Origin of the sequence: Polynucleobacter cosmopolitanus (assembly GCF_002224225.1) — a bacterium.
GTDB lineage: Bacteria > Pseudomonadota > Gammaproteobacteria > Burkholderiales > Burkholderiaceae > Polynucleobacter > Polynucleobacter cosmopolitanus.
The window spans coordinates 1-18,886 of sequence record NZ_NJGG01000001.1 but is presented as its reverse complement, the minus strand read 5'-3'; the positions used below and the strand labels follow the sequence as shown (position 1 = coordinate 18,886).

At 39.0% G+C, this 18,886-nt stretch carries 21 protein-coding genes; 11 read left to right on the top strand and 10 right to left on the bottom strand.

What is annotated here, in order from left to right; all coding sequences use genetic code 11:
* Window position 1: 1 nt before the first annotated feature.
* Window positions 2–406, bottom strand: a complete 405-nt coding sequence (locus AOC33_RS00115) for a flagellar protein FlaG (protein ID WP_089514582.1) — start codon at window positions 404–406, stop codon at window positions 2–4.
* 86 nt (window positions 407–492) lie between these two features.
* Window positions 493–1,308 carry a flagellin gene (locus AOC33_RS00110; protein WP_089514581.1) on the bottom strand — a complete coding sequence of 272 codons (816 nt, stop codon included), beginning with the start codon at window positions 1,306–1,308 and terminating at the stop codon, window positions 493–495.
* Window positions 1,309–2,183: 875 nt separating this feature from the next.
* On the opposite strand from AOC33_RS00110, the gene flhD reads away from it, so the two are divergent.
* The 6 genes from flhD (at window position 2,184) to motB (ending at window position 6,271) form a co-directional block, all read left to right on the top strand.
* Complete coding sequence (flhD, locus tag AOC33_RS00100; RefSeq protein ID WP_089514579.1) at window positions 2,184–2,501, top strand: flagellar transcriptional regulator FlhD; 318 nt, start codon at window positions 2,184–2,186, stop codon at window positions 2,499–2,501.
* Between the two features lie 15 nt (window positions 2,502–2,516).
* Window positions 2,517–3,077, top strand: a complete 561-nt coding sequence (flhC, locus tag AOC33_RS00095; protein WP_089514578.1) for a flagellar transcriptional regulator FlhC — start codon at window positions 2,517–2,519, stop codon at window positions 3,075–3,077.
* Window positions 3,078–3,088: 11 nt separating this feature from the next.
* Window positions 3,089–3,877, top strand: a complete 789-nt coding sequence (locus AOC33_RS00090) for an SAM-dependent methyltransferase (protein ID WP_143743998.1) — start codon at window positions 3,089–3,091, stop codon at window positions 3,875–3,877.
* A gap of 39 nt (window positions 3,878–3,916) precedes the next feature.
* Window positions 3,917–4,327, top strand: a complete 411-nt coding sequence (locus AOC33_RS00085) for a CBS domain-containing protein (RefSeq protein WP_089514576.1) — start codon at window positions 3,917–3,919, stop codon at window positions 4,325–4,327.
* Window positions 4,328–4,436: 109 nt separating this feature from the next.
* Entirely contained in the window at window positions 4,437–5,336 is a 900-nt protein-coding gene (motA, locus tag AOC33_RS00080; protein WP_089514575.1) for a flagellar motor stator protein MotA, read from the top strand.
* On the top strand, window positions 5,336–6,271 hold the full coding sequence (gene motB, locus AOC33_RS00075) for a flagellar motor protein MotB (RefSeq protein ID WP_089514574.1): 936 nt from the start codon (window positions 5,336–5,338) through the stop codon (window positions 6,269–6,271). The genes motA and motB overlap by 1 nt, the downstream gene beginning before the upstream one ends.
* Before the next feature lie 129 nt (window positions 6,272–6,400).
* Here motB and AOC33_RS00070 read toward each other — a convergent pair whose 3' ends face one another.
* From AOC33_RS00070 to AOC33_RS00060, 3 genes are read right to left on the bottom strand one after another with little or no spacing between them, the layout of a single operon-like run.
* Window positions 6,401–6,856: a bactofilin family protein gene (locus AOC33_RS00070; RefSeq protein ID WP_089514573.1), complete on the bottom strand. Its 456-nt coding sequence runs from the start codon at window positions 6,854–6,856 to the stop codon at window positions 6,401–6,403.
* 29 nt (window positions 6,857–6,885) lie between these two features.
* The gene (locus tag AOC33_RS00065) at window positions 6,886–7,218 is read right to left on the bottom strand and encodes a bactofilin family protein (RefSeq protein WP_089514572.1); all 333 of its coding nucleotides are present in this window, start codon (window positions 7,216–7,218) and stop codon (window positions 6,886–6,888) included.
* Window positions 7,219–7,241: 23 nt separating this feature from the next.
* Window positions 7,242–7,697: a bactofilin family protein gene (locus AOC33_RS00060; RefSeq protein ID WP_089514571.1), complete on the bottom strand. Its 456-nt coding sequence runs from the start codon at window positions 7,695–7,697 to the stop codon at window positions 7,242–7,244.
* A 340-nt stretch (window positions 7,698–8,037) separates the two neighbouring features.
* Here AOC33_RS00060 and AOC33_RS00055 point away from each other — a divergent pair, with 340 nt between their 5' ends.
* A complete protein-coding gene (locus tag AOC33_RS00055) occupies window positions 8,038–8,718 on the top strand; it encodes a hypothetical protein (protein WP_143743997.1) in 681 nt (226 codons plus the stop codon).
* 73 nt (window positions 8,719–8,791) lie between these two features.
* Here the strand turns inward: AOC33_RS00055 and AOC33_RS00050 are convergent, their stop codons facing one another.
* Together AOC33_RS00050 and AOC33_RS00045 are read right to left on the bottom strand one after the other, a co-directional pair.
* Window positions 8,792–9,514 (bottom strand): tetratricopeptide repeat protein, encoded by a 723-nt coding sequence (locus AOC33_RS00050; protein ID WP_089514569.1) that lies wholly within the window; start codon window positions 9,512–9,514, stop codon window positions 8,792–8,794.
* 17 nt (window positions 9,515–9,531) lie between these two features.
* Window positions 9,532–10,572: a tetratricopeptide repeat protein gene (locus AOC33_RS00045; RefSeq protein ID WP_089514568.1), complete on the bottom strand. Its 1,041-nt coding sequence runs from the start codon at window positions 10,570–10,572 to the stop codon at window positions 9,532–9,534.
* Window positions 10,573–10,815: 243 nt separating this feature from the next.
* On the opposite strand from AOC33_RS00045, the gene AOC33_RS00040 reads away from it, so the two are divergent.
* The 3 genes from AOC33_RS00040 to AOC33_RS00030 are packed head-to-tail and all read left to right on the top strand — an operon-like array spanning window position 10,816 to window position 12,520.
* Window positions 10,816–11,421, top strand: coding sequence for a FlgO family outer membrane protein (locus AOC33_RS00040; protein WP_089514567.1), 606 nt, complete (start codon window positions 10,816–10,818; stop codon window positions 11,419–11,421).
* A gap of 2 nt (window positions 11,422–11,423) precedes the next feature.
* Window positions 11,424–12,041, top strand: a complete 618-nt coding sequence (locus tag AOC33_RS00035; RefSeq protein ID WP_180738065.1) for a FlgO family outer membrane protein — start codon at window positions 11,424–11,426, stop codon at window positions 12,039–12,041.
* A gap of 20 nt (window positions 12,042–12,061) precedes the next feature.
* Window positions 12,062–12,520, top strand: coding sequence for a hypothetical protein (locus tag AOC33_RS00030; protein WP_143743996.1), 459 nt, complete (start codon window positions 12,062–12,064; stop codon window positions 12,518–12,520).
* Between the two features lie 303 nt (window positions 12,521–12,823).
* Here AOC33_RS00030 and AOC33_RS00025 read toward each other — a convergent pair whose 3' ends face one another.
* Window positions 12,824–13,513: a glycosyltransferase family 2 protein gene (locus tag AOC33_RS00025; RefSeq protein ID WP_089514564.1), complete on the bottom strand. Its 690-nt coding sequence runs from the start codon at window positions 13,511–13,513 to the stop codon at window positions 12,824–12,826.
* Between the two features lie 125 nt (window positions 13,514–13,638).
* Between AOC33_RS00025 and AOC33_RS00020 the strand changes: the two genes are divergently transcribed.
* Complete coding sequence (locus tag AOC33_RS00020) at window positions 13,639–14,400, top strand: hypothetical protein (protein ID WP_143743995.1); 762 nt, start codon at window positions 13,639–13,641, stop codon at window positions 14,398–14,400.
* 361 nt (window positions 14,401–14,761) lie between these two features.
* Here the strand turns inward: AOC33_RS00020 and AOC33_RS00010 are convergent, their stop codons facing one another.
* Window positions 14,762–16,723 (bottom strand): O-linked N-acetylglucosamine transferase, SPINDLY family protein, encoded by a 1,962-nt coding sequence (locus AOC33_RS00010; protein ID WP_089514561.1) that lies wholly within the window; start codon window positions 16,721–16,723, stop codon window positions 14,762–14,764.
* A 19-nt stretch (window positions 16,724–16,742) separates the two neighbouring features.
* A partial coding sequence (locus AOC33_RS00005) for an autotransporter family protein (RefSeq protein ID WP_219349888.1) occupies window positions 16,743–18,886 on the bottom strand: 2,144 nt, incomplete at its 5' end.

The window sequence follows — 18,886 nt, the reverse complement described above, 5'->3', positions numbered from 1 at the left end:
TTCAAACTTTGTCGCTTACCAATAAGCCCTTGCTTTGCTGATTCTCAATTGATTGAGCGATCCTCAAAGAAAGTTCAGATGGAATTTGACGAATGACCGTATTGTTTGATGAGTCAATAACTGTAATGACTGAATCACCAGAACTTGGATCAATTTGGAAACTTAAACCAGCGGGTGAGCTTAGCTGTTTATTGATTTTAGAGACAGCCGCCTCGATTTGCTGGGTATTGATTTCAACTTTTTGAACTAATGGCTCGCCAGAGTTTGAGCCAACAATTTTTGGTGTTGAAATTGGTGCCGCAATTGGTGCAGTTGCTGCTGCAGGGTTTGGAGCACCGGATACAGTTGATCCACCACCATTACTGCTGGTCATGGGGATTGCTGTTGAACTGATTCCAGATATCATAAAAACTCTCCGATATATTAACTAAACTATAACTAAGTCTTAGTTTGTGGAAATACTGATTAAGAGGGCAAAGCCCCCTTTAATCATTACTTCAACAAAGTTAAAACGTTAGAACCCATTTGGTTAGCCTGGGCTAACATTGCTGTACCTGCCTGTTGCAAGATCTGATACTTAGACAACTCTGCAGTCTGAGCAGCAAAATCTGTATCAACGATACGGCTCTTAGCAGCAGAAGTGTTCTCAACTAAGTCTTTTAAGAAATCTTGAGCAAAAGTTAAGCGACTTTGAAATGCTCCCAACTCAGCTCCAACTGTACCAATTTCAGTTATCGCAGTATCGAGAAGACCAAGGGTTGTTACAGCTGTTGCAGTCGTTGCAATACCGACTGTTGTAGCTGATGCTGCTGCAACAGCAGTCATGACTGTTGGGGTCAGTGTTAGAGTTGTGTCAGCAGTTACTGATGAAACGCGAAACGCGAATGCTGTAGCAGTAAAAGTTGAAACACCGTTAAACTTTGTAGCAGCAATCACTCTTAGAGCTTCCGCTGCAAGACCTTTGTATTCTTTATCTAAGTAACCACCATTCACAGTGTTTGAATCGTTACCAGCTTGAATGGCAAGCTCTCTCATTCTGCCCATCAAGTTTGATAGAGTTTCTAAAGCACCACTTGTTGTTTGGGTTAGAGAAATCGCATCATTGATGTTTCTGATAGCTTGGTTGCTACCGCGAATAGTTGAATCCATGCCTTTTGCAATTGAGTATCCTGAAGCGTCATCTTTAGAAGAGCTAACGCGCAAGCCTGAAGACAATTGCTGAATAGTGTTATTCAAAGAAGCGGTTGTTTTTGAAAGTTGGTTCTGGGCTTGTAAAGAAGCCATATTTGTATTGATCACTGCAGCCATGTTGTACTCCTTGAGTTATTGAATATACAAACTACGTATTAAAAAAACTTTGGTCTGTATATCAAGTTGGACCATTGTTATATTCATTAACGAGCAGCTTTTAAAAAGCTTTAACTATTTTTCGATAACCCAGGAATTTCTAGCTGTTGTATTGGATTTATGACTATTAGTGTCCTTATATGTTGGCGCCACCACTAAATAGAGGCAAAGAATCGTTTTAGGAAAACCCTTACTAAGAGTCAACAAGCTTTTTATGGGCTCTCAAAAGATCAATGCCCCATCGATTGATCGAAGCTTATTCCTACAAATGGTGTTTGGCCCTAATGAAAGCTTGTAAGAGGCTGAAAGAGAGTGCTCTTGGAGCAAATGAATCATTGTTCGATGTGTTTCTTTTGCTTTTATTGGTGTCGTATAAGCCATAAAAACAGTTTGAGGCCTGGGATTGAGCCCCTGAAAACTTTGTAAGATAAAAAATTAAGAGATTTAGTCCTAAATATTAATTTCTTTAAATAACAATAACTTAAGAGGTTTTGTGGATCCAGGAATGCATGCTATGCATCTAAGCCCATATAAAAAATTGGTGCTAAAAAATAGAAAATAATTTATTTGCAAATATTTTAAAAAAATCCTCAAGTTTTGAAATTGGGCGCCGTAAACCTTTTTACCCCCTGAATGTTTAGGAGTGTTTTTAGAGGGTTATATGTTGAAATTTTGAATATTTCTAACAGGGAGTACTGTGTTTGTAAGACAAACACGGTAGGATCAAACTCATTTACTCCGTAGAAAAATACATCTTTTATCTGATTGTTGTCGATCTTGTGACTCATCACAATGGCATCACTTAGTTATAGAAATAAATTCTAACGGAGATAACAATGGGTACTGATGTCTTATTAGCCGAAATTAAAGATGCCAACTTGCGCTATCTATTGCTCACTCAGCAAATGATTCGTGATGATGTAGATACGGCCATGTTCCGTTTAGGTATTAGCAAGAAAATTGCAGACCTGATTTCCAGTTTGAGTACTGCACAAACAATTAAATTGGCGGCTAGTCCTAGCATGCTCATGAGATTTCGTTTTGATGATGCAACCATCTTGGGAATGTTGACTCATGACACCAAGGACTTATTTCAAGCACAAGCTCACGCAGCTATTTTGTTAGCGGCTCAGCCTGCTGTTGAAATGCATTGATACTCAAACTAATAAATGACTAAAAAAACCAAAAGCATACTGAACGAGTCCAAGGATATTCAGATTGCTATTGATCTGATCAGGCTTGGCGCCAGACTTCAATTGCTTGAAATGGAAACATCGCTTTCGCGTGATCGTTTGATTAGTCTTTATAAAGAGCTTCGTGGCGAGTCTCCACCCAAAGGGATGCTTCCTTTCTCATCTGATTGGTTCTTAACGTGGCAGCCCAATATCCACACTTCATTATTTTTGAGTATTTACAAACAACTCAAGCATAATTCTGATATTTCTGAAATATCAGCCATCATCAAGGCTTATAAGTTATACCTAGAGCAGTTCCCACCAGAATTTGGTGAAGAGCCAGTATTGTCATTAACAAGAGCCTGGACACTCAATCGCTTCATGAAATGCGACATGCTAACGACAGCAGTATGCAAATCTTGCACGGGTGAGTTTATTTCAAGACCATTAATGAAGCGCAATTACGTTTGCGGTCTGTGTGACGTACCTTCTCGTGCCGGTAAGACCCAGAAATTTATTGACGCCACTAATGCGGCCAGACAAGCCGCCGCATAATCATTTCCACCGTGAATAGTCGTCAACCAGTTCTTTCTTTCATTAAGAACCGACCACAATTTGCTTCACTTTTCTTATTGTTAGCACTGACGACATTTTCCTTTGTTGCTGAGCCATTTTTAAGCACATGGCTAATGGTTGAGTTTGATAAAACTGATCAACTCATTTTCATCGCAATAGCAGCAGCAGTCTTCAGTTATTGGATCGGGTTGCCAAAATGGTGGTGTTGGATCAATGCGCTATTCCCAATCATGGTTGGAATATTCCAAAGCTTTAATTGGTCATCTTCCATCTTTCTCGTGGGATTTTTGATATTGGCACTTTTTTACTGGAGTAATTTTTTAACCCGAGTACCTTACTATCCATCAACAGAGGTTGTTTGGTCGGAAATTGCGGATCTTTTACCCAGTGATCGAGCAGTCAATGTGCTTGAAATAGGCAGTGGTTTTGGTGGTTTTTGTTTATTCATTAAAAAGCAAAAACCCGATGCAACCGTTGTGGGGGTTGAGTTATCCCCCATCATCTGGCTTTATAGCCGCATACGTCAATGGGCATTGAAAATTGATTGTCAATTTTTGCGCCAAGACTACCGACGCATGAATTTTAGTCAACAAGACCTTATTTTTGCCTTTTTATCGCCAGCGGCAATGCCATCACTCTATTTGCAGGCCAAGAAACAGATGAAAAAGGGCGCCATATTGGCCAGCTACTGTTTTGAGATTCCCTGTCCTGACAGCGAACCCATTGAAAAAATTGAAATCAGTTACGGAAAAACTCTTCACCTATGGAGACAAGCCTAATTGATGAGTACTCAAAGTAGTTAAACCTAGGAGGGTTTTATGAAAATCACTGAAATTATGTCTTCACCCCCAATTACTGGCACTTTAGATGACTTTTTGAGTGAAGTTAAGGAAATGTTGGCCGTTAACAATATCAAGCATCTTGTGATTATTGAAGAAGGTAAGTTAATGGGTGTTTTGAGTGAGCGTGATCTTTTATTGGCGATAAGTCCTTACGTCAATTCAAATGTTTACACCACCAGAGACTTAGCAACACTGAATCAACGGGTAGGTCAGATTGTAGAGAGACACCCCTTGTATCTTGATGATCAATCAGAGCTTGAGGATGCTATTGATATGTTTGATAAAAACCATATCAGCTGTATTCCAATTGTTGATGCTGATTTTGTACCAGTAGGTGTTGTTACTAAAAGCGACATTATTCGCTTTTATAACAAAAAAAGAGCTTGAGTTAAGGCTGCTGAAAAGCGCTGAACCATGAGCAAGTAATTAAAAAAAATTAAAAAATAGTTTTAAACATGACATTGATTAAATTGACCAAACTTTCTAAAGGCCAACCATGCTAGTAATCATCGGATTTATTGTGGTTTCCTTTTCTGTATTTGGCGGATTTGTTATTGCAGGCGGCCATTTGGCAGCGCTATTCCAGCCCGTTGAGTTATTGATGATCGGCGGTGCTGCAGCGGGTGCTTTGGTTGCTGGTAATACGATCAAAGCACTCAAGGCCACTGGTGCCGCGGTGCCCACTTTATTTCAGGGTTCTAAATACAACAAAGAACTTTATTTAGATTTACTTTTGGTTCTTTATGCCATCTTCACAAAGATTCGTAATGAAGGCATGAAGAATATCGAGGAAGATATTGAGGAGCCTGAAAAGAGCAAAATTTTTCTACGCTATCCAAGAATCTTAGCAAGTCATCACCATGTTGAATTTATTTGTGATTATTTGCGCTTGATGGTATCTGGAACGATGGATCCATTCCAGATTGAAAACTTAATGGATGTTGAAATAGAAACTCATCATCATGAGGGCGAAGTCCCAGTTCACGTATTTGCAAAGATGGCTGATGCCATGCCCGCCTTTGGTATTGTGGCCGCGGTTATGGGTGTGGTTCACACCATGGGTTCGGTCGGTTTACCGCCTGCAGAACTCGGTATTTTGATTGCTCATGCGCTGGTGGGTACCTTCTTGGGTATTTTGTTGTCATACGGTTTCGTGGCACCTCTGGCCAACTTGTTGGAAAGCAAGTTACACGACTCGACCAAATCTTTTGAATGTATGAAAGTTGCGATTTTGGCAAATATGAACGGATTCCCGCCTGCCGTGGCCGTTGAGTTTGGCCGAAAAGTTCTATATTCAACAGAGCGTCCTGGATTTAAAGAGCTTGAAGATCAGGTCAAAGCCACCAAAGTTGATTATGCCGAGAAGCCTAAGGAAGCCGCAAAGGCAGCAGCATAATGGCGGGAGCTAATAAAAAACCCATCATTGTTGTAAAAAGAATCAAGAAGGTTGCCGGCGGTCATCATGGCGGCGCTTGGAAGATTGCTTATGCTGACTTCGTAACAGCCATGATGGCGTTCTTCTTGTTAATGTGGTTACTGAGTAATGCTGATGAAAACAAACTCAAAGGCATTGAAGAGTACTTTAAGCAACCACTGAAACTGACTATTTTAGAGATTGGTCAGACCATCGGAGACTCATCATCTGTCATTAAAGGCGGCGGTACTGACTTAACCCGTAAAGATGCGCAAATGAACCGCTCAAATGATGACACCAGAACATCTGTAGAGGTTTTTAAGAAAGAGTTAATGCCTCTTGCTCAAAATTTAGCGGCTGAATCAGAAGCGGTTGATCAGCAAAGACTTGAGCAATTGAAAAAACAACTGGATAGCTTGCTTCAAAACAATGAACGCTTAGCGCCTTATAGCAAGCAGCTCAATATCGAGATCACTACCGAGGGTTTGCGAATACAGATTGTTGATGAGAAAAATAGACCGATGTTTCCGTTGGGAAGCTCGCAATTGCAAAGTTATGTCAAAGTTATCTTGAAAGAGTTGGTGCCAGCCATCAACACATTGACGAACCCGATTACCATTTCAGGTCACACGGATTCCATTCCTTATCCAAAGGCCAATAAGAGCTACTCAAATTGGGAGCTATCCGCAGACAGGGCTAATTCAGCGAGAAGATCGCTGGTTGAATCTGGTTTGGAGGAGAGCCGAATCATGAAAGTTGTCGGCTTATCATCGGCCATATTGCAAGATGACAAAGATCCTCAAAATCCTATCAATCGCCGCATCAATATCATTGTGATGAATAAGCGAGCCATTGAATTTGCAAAAAATGAAGTTAACAGCAAAGAGGTTTCATCAATACCATTCGGGAAAAGATGATTAGCCAAAACACAATCAAGTGACAAGGAATGACTGATTCAAAATAAATACTTTGAATCAGTCAATACTCAATACATCGGTCATTTTGAAATTAGACAAACGTTGGATCAACAAAGACCCTCAAGATCTTTAAGACTTGGTCAATTCGCCTTGAATCATCGCACCACGTTGAATAGTGAGTGAGGAGTAATTGATTTTTGCATTAACGTTGGCTTGACCGCCAATCGTTAAATCTTGGCAAATTGCATCGCCTGTGAATGATCCCCGAACTTGGATGGTGGTAGCTTTGATCGAGCCATTCACTTTTCCACTGCTACCTATCAAAAGATTTTGCACATTAATGCTTCCACTGAGTGTGCCATCCACATTCAATGTACCTTGAAAGTTAACATCACCTGTGAACTCAAAGCCTTCACTGATCACAGAGGGTTTTGTTAGCTCTGGAAGGACAGACCTGGTTTGTTGTTGCTCGGTATAAGTATTTTGGTCTTCTTGACCTTGATCTACTGAATCATTCATATCATCGTTATCCATTGGTATGCCATTGTCATCAGTATCTGATTGATTTGTTTTTCGATTAAACATATGGGTTCTCGTGGTGATTAAACTGAAGTTTAAGTGTTAATTTTTGTGAGGCTGCCTTGTAGATTGCCGCCTTTTTCCACTTCAATTTCTGAGAACTCTACATTGCCTGTTACTTTGCCTGAAGAGCGAATAAATAAAGACTTCTTGGCAGAGATATTTTCATAAGCTTCACCACGAATATCGATGATTTCAGCATTGATGTTTCCTTTGAGAACGCCTGTTGGGCCTATCAAGATTTCTCTAGCAGTTAAGTCACCCTCGATTGTTCCAGAGATAGAGGCAATATCTGGGACCACGAAGTTTCCTTTAAGGGTCACACCCTCACCAACAGTTAAACATCCATTTTGATTATCGCTTGACATATATTTCTTTCTTGAACGGTTGGTTAGCTATTTTTAAAACTGGTTTCTTGAATTTTTTTGATCAAGCTAGAAGCATGATTAATTTGTTTTTTTGAATCTACTTTTTTAATCATTAAACCAAGCACTTCTGCGCCATGTTCAATGCCTAATTGGTTGTATGTAATATCACCAACAACAATCGCAGATTCGTGTAGCTCAACTTTTTCGGCGGCGTAAATATTGCCTTCTACTTTGCCAGCAACAAGCACTCTGTAGGCTCTGATGTCACCATTGATCTTGCCGGTTACGCCAACAGCGACAGTGATATTTTCATTTTCACTTTCGTTTGTGCATTCAATATTTCCCATCACAGTTCCATCGATGCGAATGGAACCCTCGATTGAAAGACGTCCGTGGATGGTGGTTGTTTTATCAATGATGGTGTCAAAAGACTCTAATTCTGGTTTTAGTAAACCGTGTTTTTTATTTGAACCAAACATGAATCGCTCGTCATTAATAAGTATGTTGATAAGTATAAGGATTGAGAAAAAACTTTTAGGCTGTTTTTTTTGTAGGTTTTTGTCTTACAAAATTTTAAATAAGAAAAATAATGCATACAAATTAAAGCATTTAATTGATTAATACTTTTTTGTCATTAATAATCAATCACCCAACTATTTTTTGTAACTTTTAAATTTTTTAGCGGCCCTCATTTTGTTCAAAAATATTCATACTTCAGACGTAATTGATATACGCGGAGATGTTATTGCTTACGTCAGAAAGCAACAACATTACTCAGTGAGTCATATAGTCAATATTTGTTGTATCTCGGAAAAAATGTTGAGCCAAATTGAAAATGGAGGCTTAGATTCTTTTTATAGCTTCGCTATCAAAGTTCAAGTGGCAAGAAAAATTGGGGCCTACCTTAAATTACGAGATGAAGATTATTTGGTAGTAAAGGAAGCATCCTTATTTAGCGACGATGCATTAGAGCAAATTCAATCAACTGTTCCTGATGTTAAGTTAGAGCAAATAACACAGAAGTTTGAAAGTAATGTTGCAAAGGCGCAGAGCAGTGATGTTGGTCTGGAGAACTCAAACAATATTATCAATGAGATAGATAAGATCATTGGTATATACGAGAAGTCCTCTGGGGCCAGAGAAAAAATTCCCTTCAATGAGATTTTGATTTCATCTGTGGATCCGAAGATATCCATGGATATTCCTGATGGTAAAAAAGGAAGGCCGTTAGGTTCCCTTATCCTTGCCAGCGCCTTGGGGCTAACAGTTTTAGCGAGTGGGTATATTTATTCTTCAGAGCTTTACGATTACAGTACTAAAACATTGACTTCTGCAGGCATTCTCAAAAAAGAGCCGGTGGTTCTCATAAGTGATGAAGATTCAAACGCAACACCGCAGCAGGTAGTTCTTGAGCCCGTCGACAATGTTGTCAAACCAGCCATGCAGACAGTTGCTCCAGCAATAGCTCAGCCCATCAATAAAAGTGACGTTGGACGCTAAACATAGTTAAGTAGCTAGATAGATAGGTAGCTAAATATCTAATTGTGTCCATCGCTCCTCAGCTTTTAGAAGTTTATGTCTTATTAATATCCAAAACTATTTCATAGTCTTTGATGGCTTTATCAAAGTTTCCAAGACTATGAAAGCACAGCCCACGATTAAAGTAAGCATCTGATTCTTTTGGTTTAATTTTTATTGCTTTTGTGTAGTTATCAGCTGCTTCGGTGTATTGCTTAAGTACCTGTAAGCACATGCCAATGTTAAAAATAGTTCCAAAGTGATTGGATCTAATGGCCAATGAATGTCCGTAACTTTTAAGAGCATCTTCAAATCTGCCTAATTCGTAAAAGCACAGGCCTTGATTAAAAAAAGCATCTGCAAAATTTGGCTTCATGGCCACCGCTGCTCTGGTGCAGGCCAGTGCAGCATGGTATTGCTTTAGATAGTAATAATTGGCTGATATTCGTAATTGAATATAGGGGTCATTGGGTTGAATTTCCCCTATCTTTTGATAATAGGCAATCGCCTGATCATGGTTTTTATTGTATTCATAAACAAATGCGGCGCGGAGAAGGGCATCCACATCATAAGGATTTTCTGCGATGGCTTCTTCGAATTTTTTCAGTGCTTTATCGAACTGGTTGTCGTTAGCCTCATTGATACCTTCAATCACCAGCGAATTTGCATCGGTGATTTTGATCTTTAAAATTTTGATGTAATTAGCAATGCCATCATCGTTGAAGCTTTGTGCTATGTCGGCCATTCCATATTTTTTAAGATCTGCATGGGTAATCATGGCAACTGATGGGTGGCTTACAGGGTTCTAATTTTCTTTATGGCTGATAGGTAGATGATTCTTAGATTGATGCCTACTTTGGACTGTTGAGTGACATTTTCATATTGAATCAACATCCCTTGTTTGTCTGGGGCGAATTGATAGCCAATCACCAGGGCATTGACGGCCATTTCCGTTTGATTCTTATCTGCATAGCACCTGGCTAGTTGACGCCAAGCGTAAGTTAATCTTGGATTGATGGCAATAATCTGTACAAGTGCTTTGTGCGCTTCATCAATCAAGTTTTCTTCAAATAATGTGTCCACAAGATTGAGATGAATCGCCATGGATGCTGGGTCTGCTTGAAGGGCTTGCTTGAATAATTTAATGGCTTGTAAATTATTTTTATCTTTCGCTTCCGCAATACCCTGTTGGTTCAAGCTCCATGCCACTCCAATGTCGCCTGGCCTAACATTACTGAGGCTAGATATTCTTTGTGCGGCTATTTCAACTGAATTTAGATCTAATTTTGTCGCTGAAGTCAGCATGCTGGACATGCAAGCTTGCTGGTCAACACAATTTTCTGGCAATAATTTTTTAGCTTGAGCCAATTGTTGTTTTTTCTGAAGAAGTCTTTTTTGCTCTAGAGCCACTGACTCTTCAAAGGCTCTCGTCTCCTCGGCAACCCTCTCGGCCTCTTCGGTTTCAGCGGCGATTCTTGCCTCTTCCTCTTCCTCTATTAGAGCCTGTGCCTGCGCTTCTTTTTCTTGCTGTAGTTTTAAAACGGCTGCAAGGGCACTTTCTTTTTTATGCTGATAGGCATTCCAGGCAACATATGATCCAGCCACTAAGGCGATGGAGAGCAGGACCAGGCCTGCCACCAAGATGATCTTTTTGCGTTTATTTTTCTTAGGGGGCTCTTCTATTTGAATCTCTTCTTGAGGTTCTTCAACGACTGATTCCAATGGGGCTGGTTGCTCAACAACCGTGTCAAGTTTCTCCAAATCGGTTGTAAAGCCGCAGTTAGAGCAAATGATTTCGTTATTGAGGAGCGCAGTCCCGCATTGCTGACAATTCATGTCGATTTATATCTTTGTTAAATGTTGTGTATCTATTAACGACTCAATTCATGGACACTTTAATAATGCAAATATGTGCATTAAATACAATAACTTAATAAGATATTGCTGAATCCTTCAAATAAGAGGGGAATCACGCTTTGTGAGGATATTAAGAATAAAAAACTAATTATTCCTGGCACCCTGCCGTAAACAGTTTGAATTTATGACTTTCACATACGCTTTTAAGACAGGGATTTAATTATGAAAATGACCTTTAAAACTCCAATCATGAGTTTGGCCCTTGGGGTTACCCTTTTGGGAGCTATGTTTAGTTTTCCAGCGCTTGCTGAGACGATCAAAACAAGTACTGGTGCCACTGCCAATGTGGCTCCAAATAAAGCCTTCAACGACAAAATGCTTTCTTTGGCGGTTCAGCTAGAGAAAAACCTGGATGTTAATAAGCGTTTTTCGGTGTACGCAGTAACTACTTTCGTAGACCTTGATAAGTTTGCTAGCTCAAATTCAGTTAGTCGACTCATGACAGAGCAGTTAGTTCATGAATTGCAACTGAAGCAGTGGAACATCATTGATTTGCGCTTGAGCAAAACCATTGCGATTTCAGATGGCGGAGAGTTCTCCTTATCTCGTGATGCAAGAAAATTAAGAAGCCCACAGGAGGTTTCTGGTGTTGTGAGTGGCACATTCTCTGTTGTAGGTGAAGACATTTTTATCAATGTCAGAGTCCTTGATTACACAACAGGAGCCATATTGTCTTCAGCCCAGACTCATTTTGATATCAGCTCTGTTGCAGGTCACATGCTTGACCGACGCACTAATTTAACCAGAGTGAACATCGTTCCTAACTAATGATGTCAACAACAAGAAGATTCTTCCTAACAGGTCTAGCTGCTGGAGCCGGCTCGATTCTCTTATCGGGGTGTCAGACACCTCGTTTTGGGGTTGAAGATGTTTCTTGCGACACAAAATTAATAACAAAATTAAGCGCTCTTGATCTTTCAAGTCTTTTCTCAGGCATTGCCGAAGAAATTTGCACTTACTATGGCGGCAGTTGTACCAAGGGCAGTCTTGCTGCGCCCAAAGGTGTTGCGCCAATCATGGTGACTGATTTTGTAGAGCTTGAATCTCTCCAGTCTGATAAATCTGGCTTGCTCATGGGCGAACTCATGAGAGCTTATCTGATGAAAAATTGTTGCAGAACAGTGATTCAGGCTGAGGTAGGTAAAGACATTCGAATCAATGATAAGGGCACGGTTTCTTTGACAAGACAGCCGAACCAATTAATGAAGTCTGAGCTCGATGTTAGAGAGATTGTGATTGGTACTTATCACAACTTTACTGATAAATTGGTGATCAACGTCAAGATCATAGATATTCAGACCCAGGCAATTAAACAATCTGTTGTAAAAGAATTGAAATTCAGTTGTAGCAATCGAACCCTCAAAACTCAGGGCGTATTGTTCAAATAATCTTGATAGTGGAGTGTGCCGTGAAAGTTTTTGCCGTTTTATTGATCTTTGTCTCTCAGCTGGCTTTTGCCCAAGGCGATGTTGCTAATTGTACTGATGAGAAAGGCTACACCTACTATCCGAACTTTGGTGGAGTCACACCTAAAAACAAAAAAACTTGGCGAGAAGAGTCAACAACCGGCAAGAAAATTGTGGTTACTAATAATAATGGTCAATATGATTTGATTTATTCAGACACAAAACGTAATCAAGTTTTCTCGGCTCTTCAAGAGGGCGCTAAGATTTCTCTCATCAGCAAAACTCCCAATGAATTTTCTTTGTTGGTTGTATTTATAGGTTCTAACGAGATTTATAGTTTTAGAACTTCTGATGATGGAAAATTTGAATATGTGCACACACTGATTCGTTCAGAAATGATTCCTAAAATCTCTGCCGCCATCGGGGCCTGTCAGCAAATTAACTTTCAACTAGTTCACTGATTTAGTCTCTTTATAAGAAAAGATTAGAAATTCTTAAATGTAGATGGTAGATATCAGTATCAATACTTTGGCCAATGGCTAAGGTTTATCAAATCCAGCACTAATTCAAAAGCCACCTAATATCTGGGTGGCTTTTTTGCAAATTCTAATGCCTAAGAGTTTCAATTTTACTGGTGAGGAAACTGGTTCTGTGACTATTGGTGACCCTGATTTGTGTGATCCAAATAATTTCAAAGAGAATTGCTTGGAGAGATTAAATTAGTTGGAGACCGGACTTCTCTAAAGTCATCCAAGTTACTTACCTTAACTACCCCATTTTCTTAAATACATTTGATATGCATTTTTCCACGATGGGTTTCCGAAGACGCCACTGCTTTGATGCGTGAGGGCAATGGGCCAAGTGCCAAGTTTAAGCCCTTTAGTTTCCGCAGTTCTGCAAAAATCAAGATCGTAAAAATTAAAGTCAAACTGCTCATCAAAAAAAACTTGAGATAGTAGAGCGGTTTCCTTTTTTAGCGCTAAGAAGACACCGTCTAAAAGTAAAACATTTTTAGGTGATACGCCAAAAAAGTTAACTTGTCCAAAGGGACCTTCTCCATGGGCAACGGCACCTGATAAATTATCTTCTGAATCCGGGGTAAAACTTCCATCAGGGAAAATCCACGCTGGTTGAAAGTCTCGTCGTACTAAACTTCCAGCAACGCCAATTATGTCAAACGTATTAAGGCCATCAATGACCCGATCAACTAAAAAATAATCATCTACCCAAACATCGTCATGGATAAAAACCAAATAAGAATTATTGTTAGCAGAATGTATGGATTTGTTATATAAAGTAGGTAAGCCAATATTGTTGTTAAAGTGAATTAAGAAATTTAATCTTTTATCAAATTTCATCCTTGATATTGAAATACCCAGCGGTGTATTTGTCCAAAACTCTTCTGGTGAACATCTTGTTGCACAGATTAAATGAATAGTTATACTGTTTTTCATTCAAAAAACCTCAATGATTAAATTTAAGAATTGTATTTGTGTCCAAAATAATGCCTCAAACTAACATATTTCAGATTTTCTACAATCAAAAAACTATGGGGATGCTGGATAAAGGCTTTCTCCCAATGAATAACTCTGAAAATTTGCGCCCTGATTGGCGAGAGTACTGGTCGATTAGACACTATTTGTTGTCGCAAAAAATAGACCTTGATTCATATTACGGTTTTTTTTCTCCAAAATTTTATGAGAAAACAAATCTAAATTCTGCCGATGTGTTTGAATTTATGAAAAAGCAAACTGATGATGTGGTGTCTTTTTCACCATATTTTGACCAAATTGCATTTTTTATTAATCCATTTATTCAGGGTGAAATCAATCATCCCGGATTAATTAATACAAGTCAAAAATTCTTTAATCACGTAAAGACTAATATCAATATAAACACGTTTGTTTCAGACCAATACACCAGCATCTATTCTAATTTTTTTGTTGCCAAAGGAAGATTTTGGATTGTCTGGTTAGATTACTGTGAAAAATTGTTTCGCATTTGTGAAGAGGGTACTCATCCCTTGGCAAAGGAACTAAACAGACTCGTCAGCTATAAGCCAGGTGAAGATGTGGCAATGAAGATTTTTATAATAGAGCGGATGGTTACAGTTATTCTCAAAGCAGAAAAATTTACAAGTAATTGTATAAATAACTTAGTGCTTCCATATGCAGGTAATTTTCTGCTGCCTCATCATAAAGGAATGGTGCACTGCGAAGCATTAAAGCAAGCATATTTACGAACTAACAATACAACTTACCTTGATTTCTTTTACGAACAGGCGCATGAAATTGGTGATTCAGTAAAAAGACATATTGAACTTTTAGACTCGACAAAATGATAAATACTGATAGTGAAGTTTTTATATTTTTTAAGATAATTTTTTGGGCGGCAATTTTTTTTACTTTTTATTACCCAGTTCCAAATTTCTTAAAAATAGTGGACTTCAAAAAGAAAAATAAATTTTGGAATGAGTGGTTGTCTAGAGGGCTTAGTCACGAAGAGTACGTTCATAAATATCATCAAGATAAAGACAACGTCGTATGTCATTTCTGTAATTTTGAGGGCCGAGGCCATCAACTTCATCAAGCCTTACCCAAAGAAATGACTTTCGGGGGCATCCAAAATAGCATTAGCGATAAAAAGATTCACTTCTTAAGTTTTTATTGTTCAAGATGTGGAAGTGAGCTTTACCGTCATAGTCATGAGGTGTAGGTCTTATACATTTCATCAATTGTTTTTACTAAGCTTCCTGTGATTATCTTTGGGTCACACAGTGCGCTAGAGCTTAAGATGCTTCGTAAATTATTCCTTAGGTAATCTAGTTTTTTTGTGTCACCAGCTAATTTAATAGCGCAATTTAAATACTCGTCAGAAGAATCTGCAATCAAATCTTCTAAGCCTAGAGCTTTTAACATGGCAGAACTTTGTCTTGAAACTGCTCTATCACCTCTTAGTGTGATGACTGGCACTCCCATCCAAAGAGCTTCGCATGTGGTTGTGGCGCCAGTAAAGGGGTAGGTGTCTAATGCGATATCTATTTCAGAATATTCAGCCAGCATTACATCATGCGTGCTAACCCCTGAGAATTGAATTCTTCCCGGCGAAATGCCGTGATCCATAAACATAGATCTTATTCGTGACCTCATACCAAAATCAATGAAGGTTTTCCACTTAAGTATTAATCTACTGCTTGGCAGATTTTTTAATATATTGCTCCATAAACCAATTGTGAAAGGGTTTAACTTTGATGAATTATTAAAGCTACCAAAAGTAATATATCCATTTAAAATAGCTGGAGGCGGGGCAGCTTCTGGGGCATATGATGGGGGGCTGTAGCAAAGCCTAATTGGGTCAAGATATCTAATTTTTTCGGAGAAAAACTTTTCGGATCCGCTTGGAACATGCTCCTTATCCATGAGTACATAGTCCATTTCGGGCAAGCCTGTTGTGGCAAAGTAACCTAGCCAACTTACCTGGATAGGAGCTGCTCTTAATGAAAAGATACTCAGTCTATTGCCAGATGTGTGGCCGGACAGATCAAACAGTATATCGACTTTGTCATCTCGAATTTTCTCAGCTGCTTGAAAATCAGTCATTCCTAAAATTTGTAGCCAATCATTGCTGTGAAGCTTTAATTCTTTTGTAATAAAGTCATCTACTGATTGATTGGCGTAAACGTTAATTTTATATTTCTCTTTTATTAAAGGAAAAATTGATTTTAAAAACCAACCAACTGGGTGAGCGCGAAAATCTGCTGATACAAAACCTAAGGTTAATTTTTCTGAGCTGTTATTTTTATTCTTTTTCAAATCTTGATTAAATCTAAATACCATTTCATTTTCTGGATTTAACCTAACAGCCCAATCAAACATTTCAATAGATGAAACATCTGCATCATATTGCATAGACATTAGAAGATTAGAGCCAGCATCTTTTTGCGTTGGGTCTTTAACGACATCTTTTAAAACCAGAATTGCATCTTTTTGACATGATCCTTCTAATAAAATATTTGCCAAATTGATCTTTGACTTTGGATCATTGGGCGATATTTGAAGAGATTTTCTATAAGCTGACTCTGCGCTTGAAACATAACCTTGTTGATGGGAAATTAAGCCCAATCCATTATGTGCTCCAGCATGATTTGGGTTAATTGCAATTACCCTGTGAAAAGAAGCTGCTGAGTCGACATATCGACCTTGGGACATGAAAACCAATCCTAAATTTAAGTGAGCTTCTAGGAAATCAGGCTGTAGTTTTATTGCGCCACTCAATGCTTGAATAGCATCATCATTTCTTCCTAAGTAACTTAATGTTAGGCCCAAGTTAATCAGTAATTCTGTTTTATTTCCAGGGCACTGTAAGCCTTTATTGTAAATGTCGATGGCATCAACCAATCCCCCTTTTTGAGCTAATAAATTACCTAAATTTGAATAAAGTGGCAAAAATTCAGAATCAAAAGAAATTCCCTGCTTATAAATAGATTCAGCTAAGTTAGCCTCATCAAGCGATGCGGCTGCTAGACCTAACAAGTTATAGCTGTAGGCAGTTTTTTCTGCATGATCTAAGATCTCAAATAATCTTGAGCGTGCAGACTCTTTATTGCCTGCAGCTGTTAAGTGATTAATTTCAGAAAACCAAGTTGGTTCGATATTTGTGTTCATGATTCATGCGAAGTTAGACTTACCATCTATATTTGATGCCTAATTGAGTGCCCCATATCCAGAAGTCTGATTGTTTATCACTTCTAAGCATAATATTCATTGATAAATTTTTGGCTGAGATGGCATCAAGTGATAATGTAACTGAAGGGTACTTGTAGCTTCCCATATTGCCTGGCATTGCAACTGACCCGCTGCCATCAATAAAACTCTGTTGAACCATGACGTCTTTTGATGCAACTTGCCCTCTAACAGAAAAATCAGCGCTTGGTTTTAAAAGGTAACCTTTCCAATTTGTTGAATATCCATACTTCAATCCCACTTGATATGTTTTGGCACTTGCTTTTATTGAATTAACGGCCAAGTTTAAGGATTGAGATCCCGTTTCTTTATAGTCTTCGATATTGACAGTTCTATAGCCAACACCTACATAAGGCCTTAATTCAGAAGAATTTCCCATTGAAAAATGTTTTGATAGCCTTGTAAATATGTCGAGTCCATTATTTGAAATATTTGAACTAGCTGCCCGCGAGCTATTAATCAAATTAATTCTTCGCGTTTGCTTTGCATCTCCAAGTCCATAGGAAAGGGAGTAGTCAAATGAATAATCATGAATTTGTTTTTTGCCATAGCCCTGCAAAATATGGGTTGTACCAGCAAAACTTCCCCCATCTTTTATTCCTATGTTGGAATTAATTGCACTAAAACTTATCCCTAATAGATCGTAACCAAGTTCATTATTTGTTTTGTAATCGGCGCCAACGGTTATTCCATTTCCACTGACTGATTGTTCTGATGGTAGATATGGAGATGAATTTCTAGCCCCCATTCCTTGTAACACAACCCAGCCATTTATTTCATCATCTTTAACGCCGTTCAATTGATTTGAGTAAGAATAGCTATTTAGTCTATTGGCAACTGTTCGGGTGACTAGGTCATATTTTTGTTGTTCAGACCACGCGTAACCCAAAATTTGATTGGCTGTTAGTCTGCCAAAAATCAAGTCTGCATCCTCTGAACTTAAGCTAGAAATTGTATTCACGACTGACGCCAAGTCCCCGGTGGCAGTTAACTTTACTTGGTCTAACATAGAGCTAATTGCAAAGTTGTTAGGAGTTGTGGCAATAGATGATAAATCTCGATAAGTTAATTCAAATGAAATTGAATTTGAGTCAATTCTGTTGGCAATCGTGTAGCCAGCTGTAGAAATTGGTAAAAGATTTAAGTCGCCAACAATTCCTCCATTAGCTTGCAAAACTGTATAGCGATTAGTTGTTGAGTAGCCTCCAGAAGCTAAGTTATAACTTAGGTTGCCTGCAAGGACTGCCTGCCCATCAATTTGAAATAATGGTACGGCTGAAGGAGTGGCATTTATTATTAATGTTGAATTTGGCTCTGAGCTGTAATTTCCAGTTACTCTTATTGAGCCAGGAGCCCCTCCGATAGATACTGTGCCCCGATTTACTAAAGTATTAATTTGACCTGAACCCTGAAGCGCTCCACCAGAAGAGACGATTACGCGATTTGCCAAATTAGTATCGACCTGTAATACCCCTTGACTAGCAATTAAATCTCCTGCGATTGAAACGTTACCGGTTAAATTTAGAAGTCCGCTGCCAGATTTCACAAGCGACCCAGGCCCTGATACATTGCCTGATAGGGTGGCACTTATGCCGGGATTAACATTAATGTCAGTAGCATCAATGTCTAGTGACCTAGCTGATGTTAAGTTTCCAATAATTCGAATTGTTTTATTGTCTAGAGCTAGCGATGGTAAAGAACTGCCTGCTGCCCCATCATTTATTAGAGGTTCTGCTGTTGAAGCTAATTGACCCATGATGTAACTAAAGCTGGATGGGGTGGCAGCAGCGGCAGCAAAACCATTAACAAAATATCCTTCTGGTGCTGCAGTTTGTGTTGTTGCTCCGCTGGTGCTTACATAGTAACCAGGCGTAGCTGAAATTTGAGCTGATGCTCCTACTGTATTAACGTAATATCCAGGGCCAGCTAATGTCGCGACCGAAGCACCGGTCACAGCAACAAACCTTCCTAAGGGAGCAGCAGTTGCTATTGATGCTCCTGTCACGCTAACGTAATGTCCAATGCCAGCGGCTGTTGCTGCTGTTGCGCCAGTCGTTGAGACATACCGACCTAGCTCCGCGGCTG

Bases quoted from the DNA above. Each gene is read 5' to 3' on its own strand.
- AOC33_RS00020 (WP_143743995.1), top strand. From the start codon at position 13,639: ATGAATAACTCTGAAAATTTGCGCCCTGATTGGCGAGAGTACTGGTCG.
- AOC33_RS00010 (WP_089514561.1), bottom strand. From the start codon at position 16,723: ATGAACACAAATATCGAACCAACTTGGTTTTCTGAAATTAATCACTTA.
- AOC33_RS00110 (WP_089514581.1), bottom strand. From the start codon at position 1,308: ATGGCTGCAGTGATCAATACAAATATGGCTTCTTTACAAGCCCAGAAC.
- motB (WP_089514574.1), top strand. From the start codon at position 5,336: ATGGCGGGAGCTAATAAAAAACCCATCATTGTTGTAAAAAGAATCAAG.
- AOC33_RS00045 (WP_089514568.1), bottom strand. From the start codon at position 10,572: ATGAATTGTCAGCAATGCGGGACTGCGCTCCTCAATAACGAAATCATT.
- AOC33_RS00085 (WP_089514576.1), top strand. From the start codon at position 3,917: ATGAAAATCACTGAAATTATGTCTTCACCCCCAATTACTGGCACTTTA.
- AOC33_RS00065 (WP_089514572.1), bottom strand. From the start codon at position 7,218: ATGTCAAGCGATAATCAAAATGGATGTTTAACTGTTGGTGAGGGTGTG.
- motA (WP_089514575.1), top strand. From the start codon at position 4,437: ATGCTAGTAATCATCGGATTTATTGTGGTTTCCTTTTCTGTATTTGGC.
- AOC33_RS00060 (WP_089514571.1), bottom strand. From the start codon at position 7,697: ATGTTTGGTTCAAATAAAAAACACGGTTTACTAAAACCAGAATTAGAG.
- AOC33_RS00035 (WP_180738065.1), top strand. From the start codon at position 11,424: ATGTCAACAACAAGAAGATTCTTCCTAACAGGTCTAGCTGCTGGAGCC.
- flhD (WP_089514579.1), top strand. From the start codon at position 2,184: ATGGGTACTGATGTCTTATTAGCCGAAATTAAAGATGCCAACTTGCGC.
- AOC33_RS00070 (WP_089514573.1), bottom strand. From the start codon at position 6,856: ATGTTTAATCGAAAAACAAATCAATCAGATACTGATGACAATGGCATA.
- AOC33_RS00115 (WP_089514582.1), bottom strand. From the start codon at position 406: ATGATATCTGGAATCAGTTCAACAGCAATCCCCATGACCAGCAGTAAT.
- AOC33_RS00025 (WP_089514564.1), bottom strand. From the start codon at position 13,513: ATGAAAAACAGTATAACTATTCATTTAATCTGTGCAACAAGATGTTCA.
- AOC33_RS00040 (WP_089514567.1), top strand. From the start codon at position 10,816: ATGAAAATGACCTTTAAAACTCCAATCATGAGTTTGGCCCTTGGGGTT.
- flhC (WP_089514578.1), top strand. From the start codon at position 2,517: ATGACTAAAAAAACCAAAAGCATACTGAACGAGTCCAAGGATATTCAG.
- AOC33_RS00050 (WP_089514569.1), bottom strand. From the start codon at position 9,514: ATGATTACCCATGCAGATCTTAAAAAATATGGAATGGCCGACATAGCA.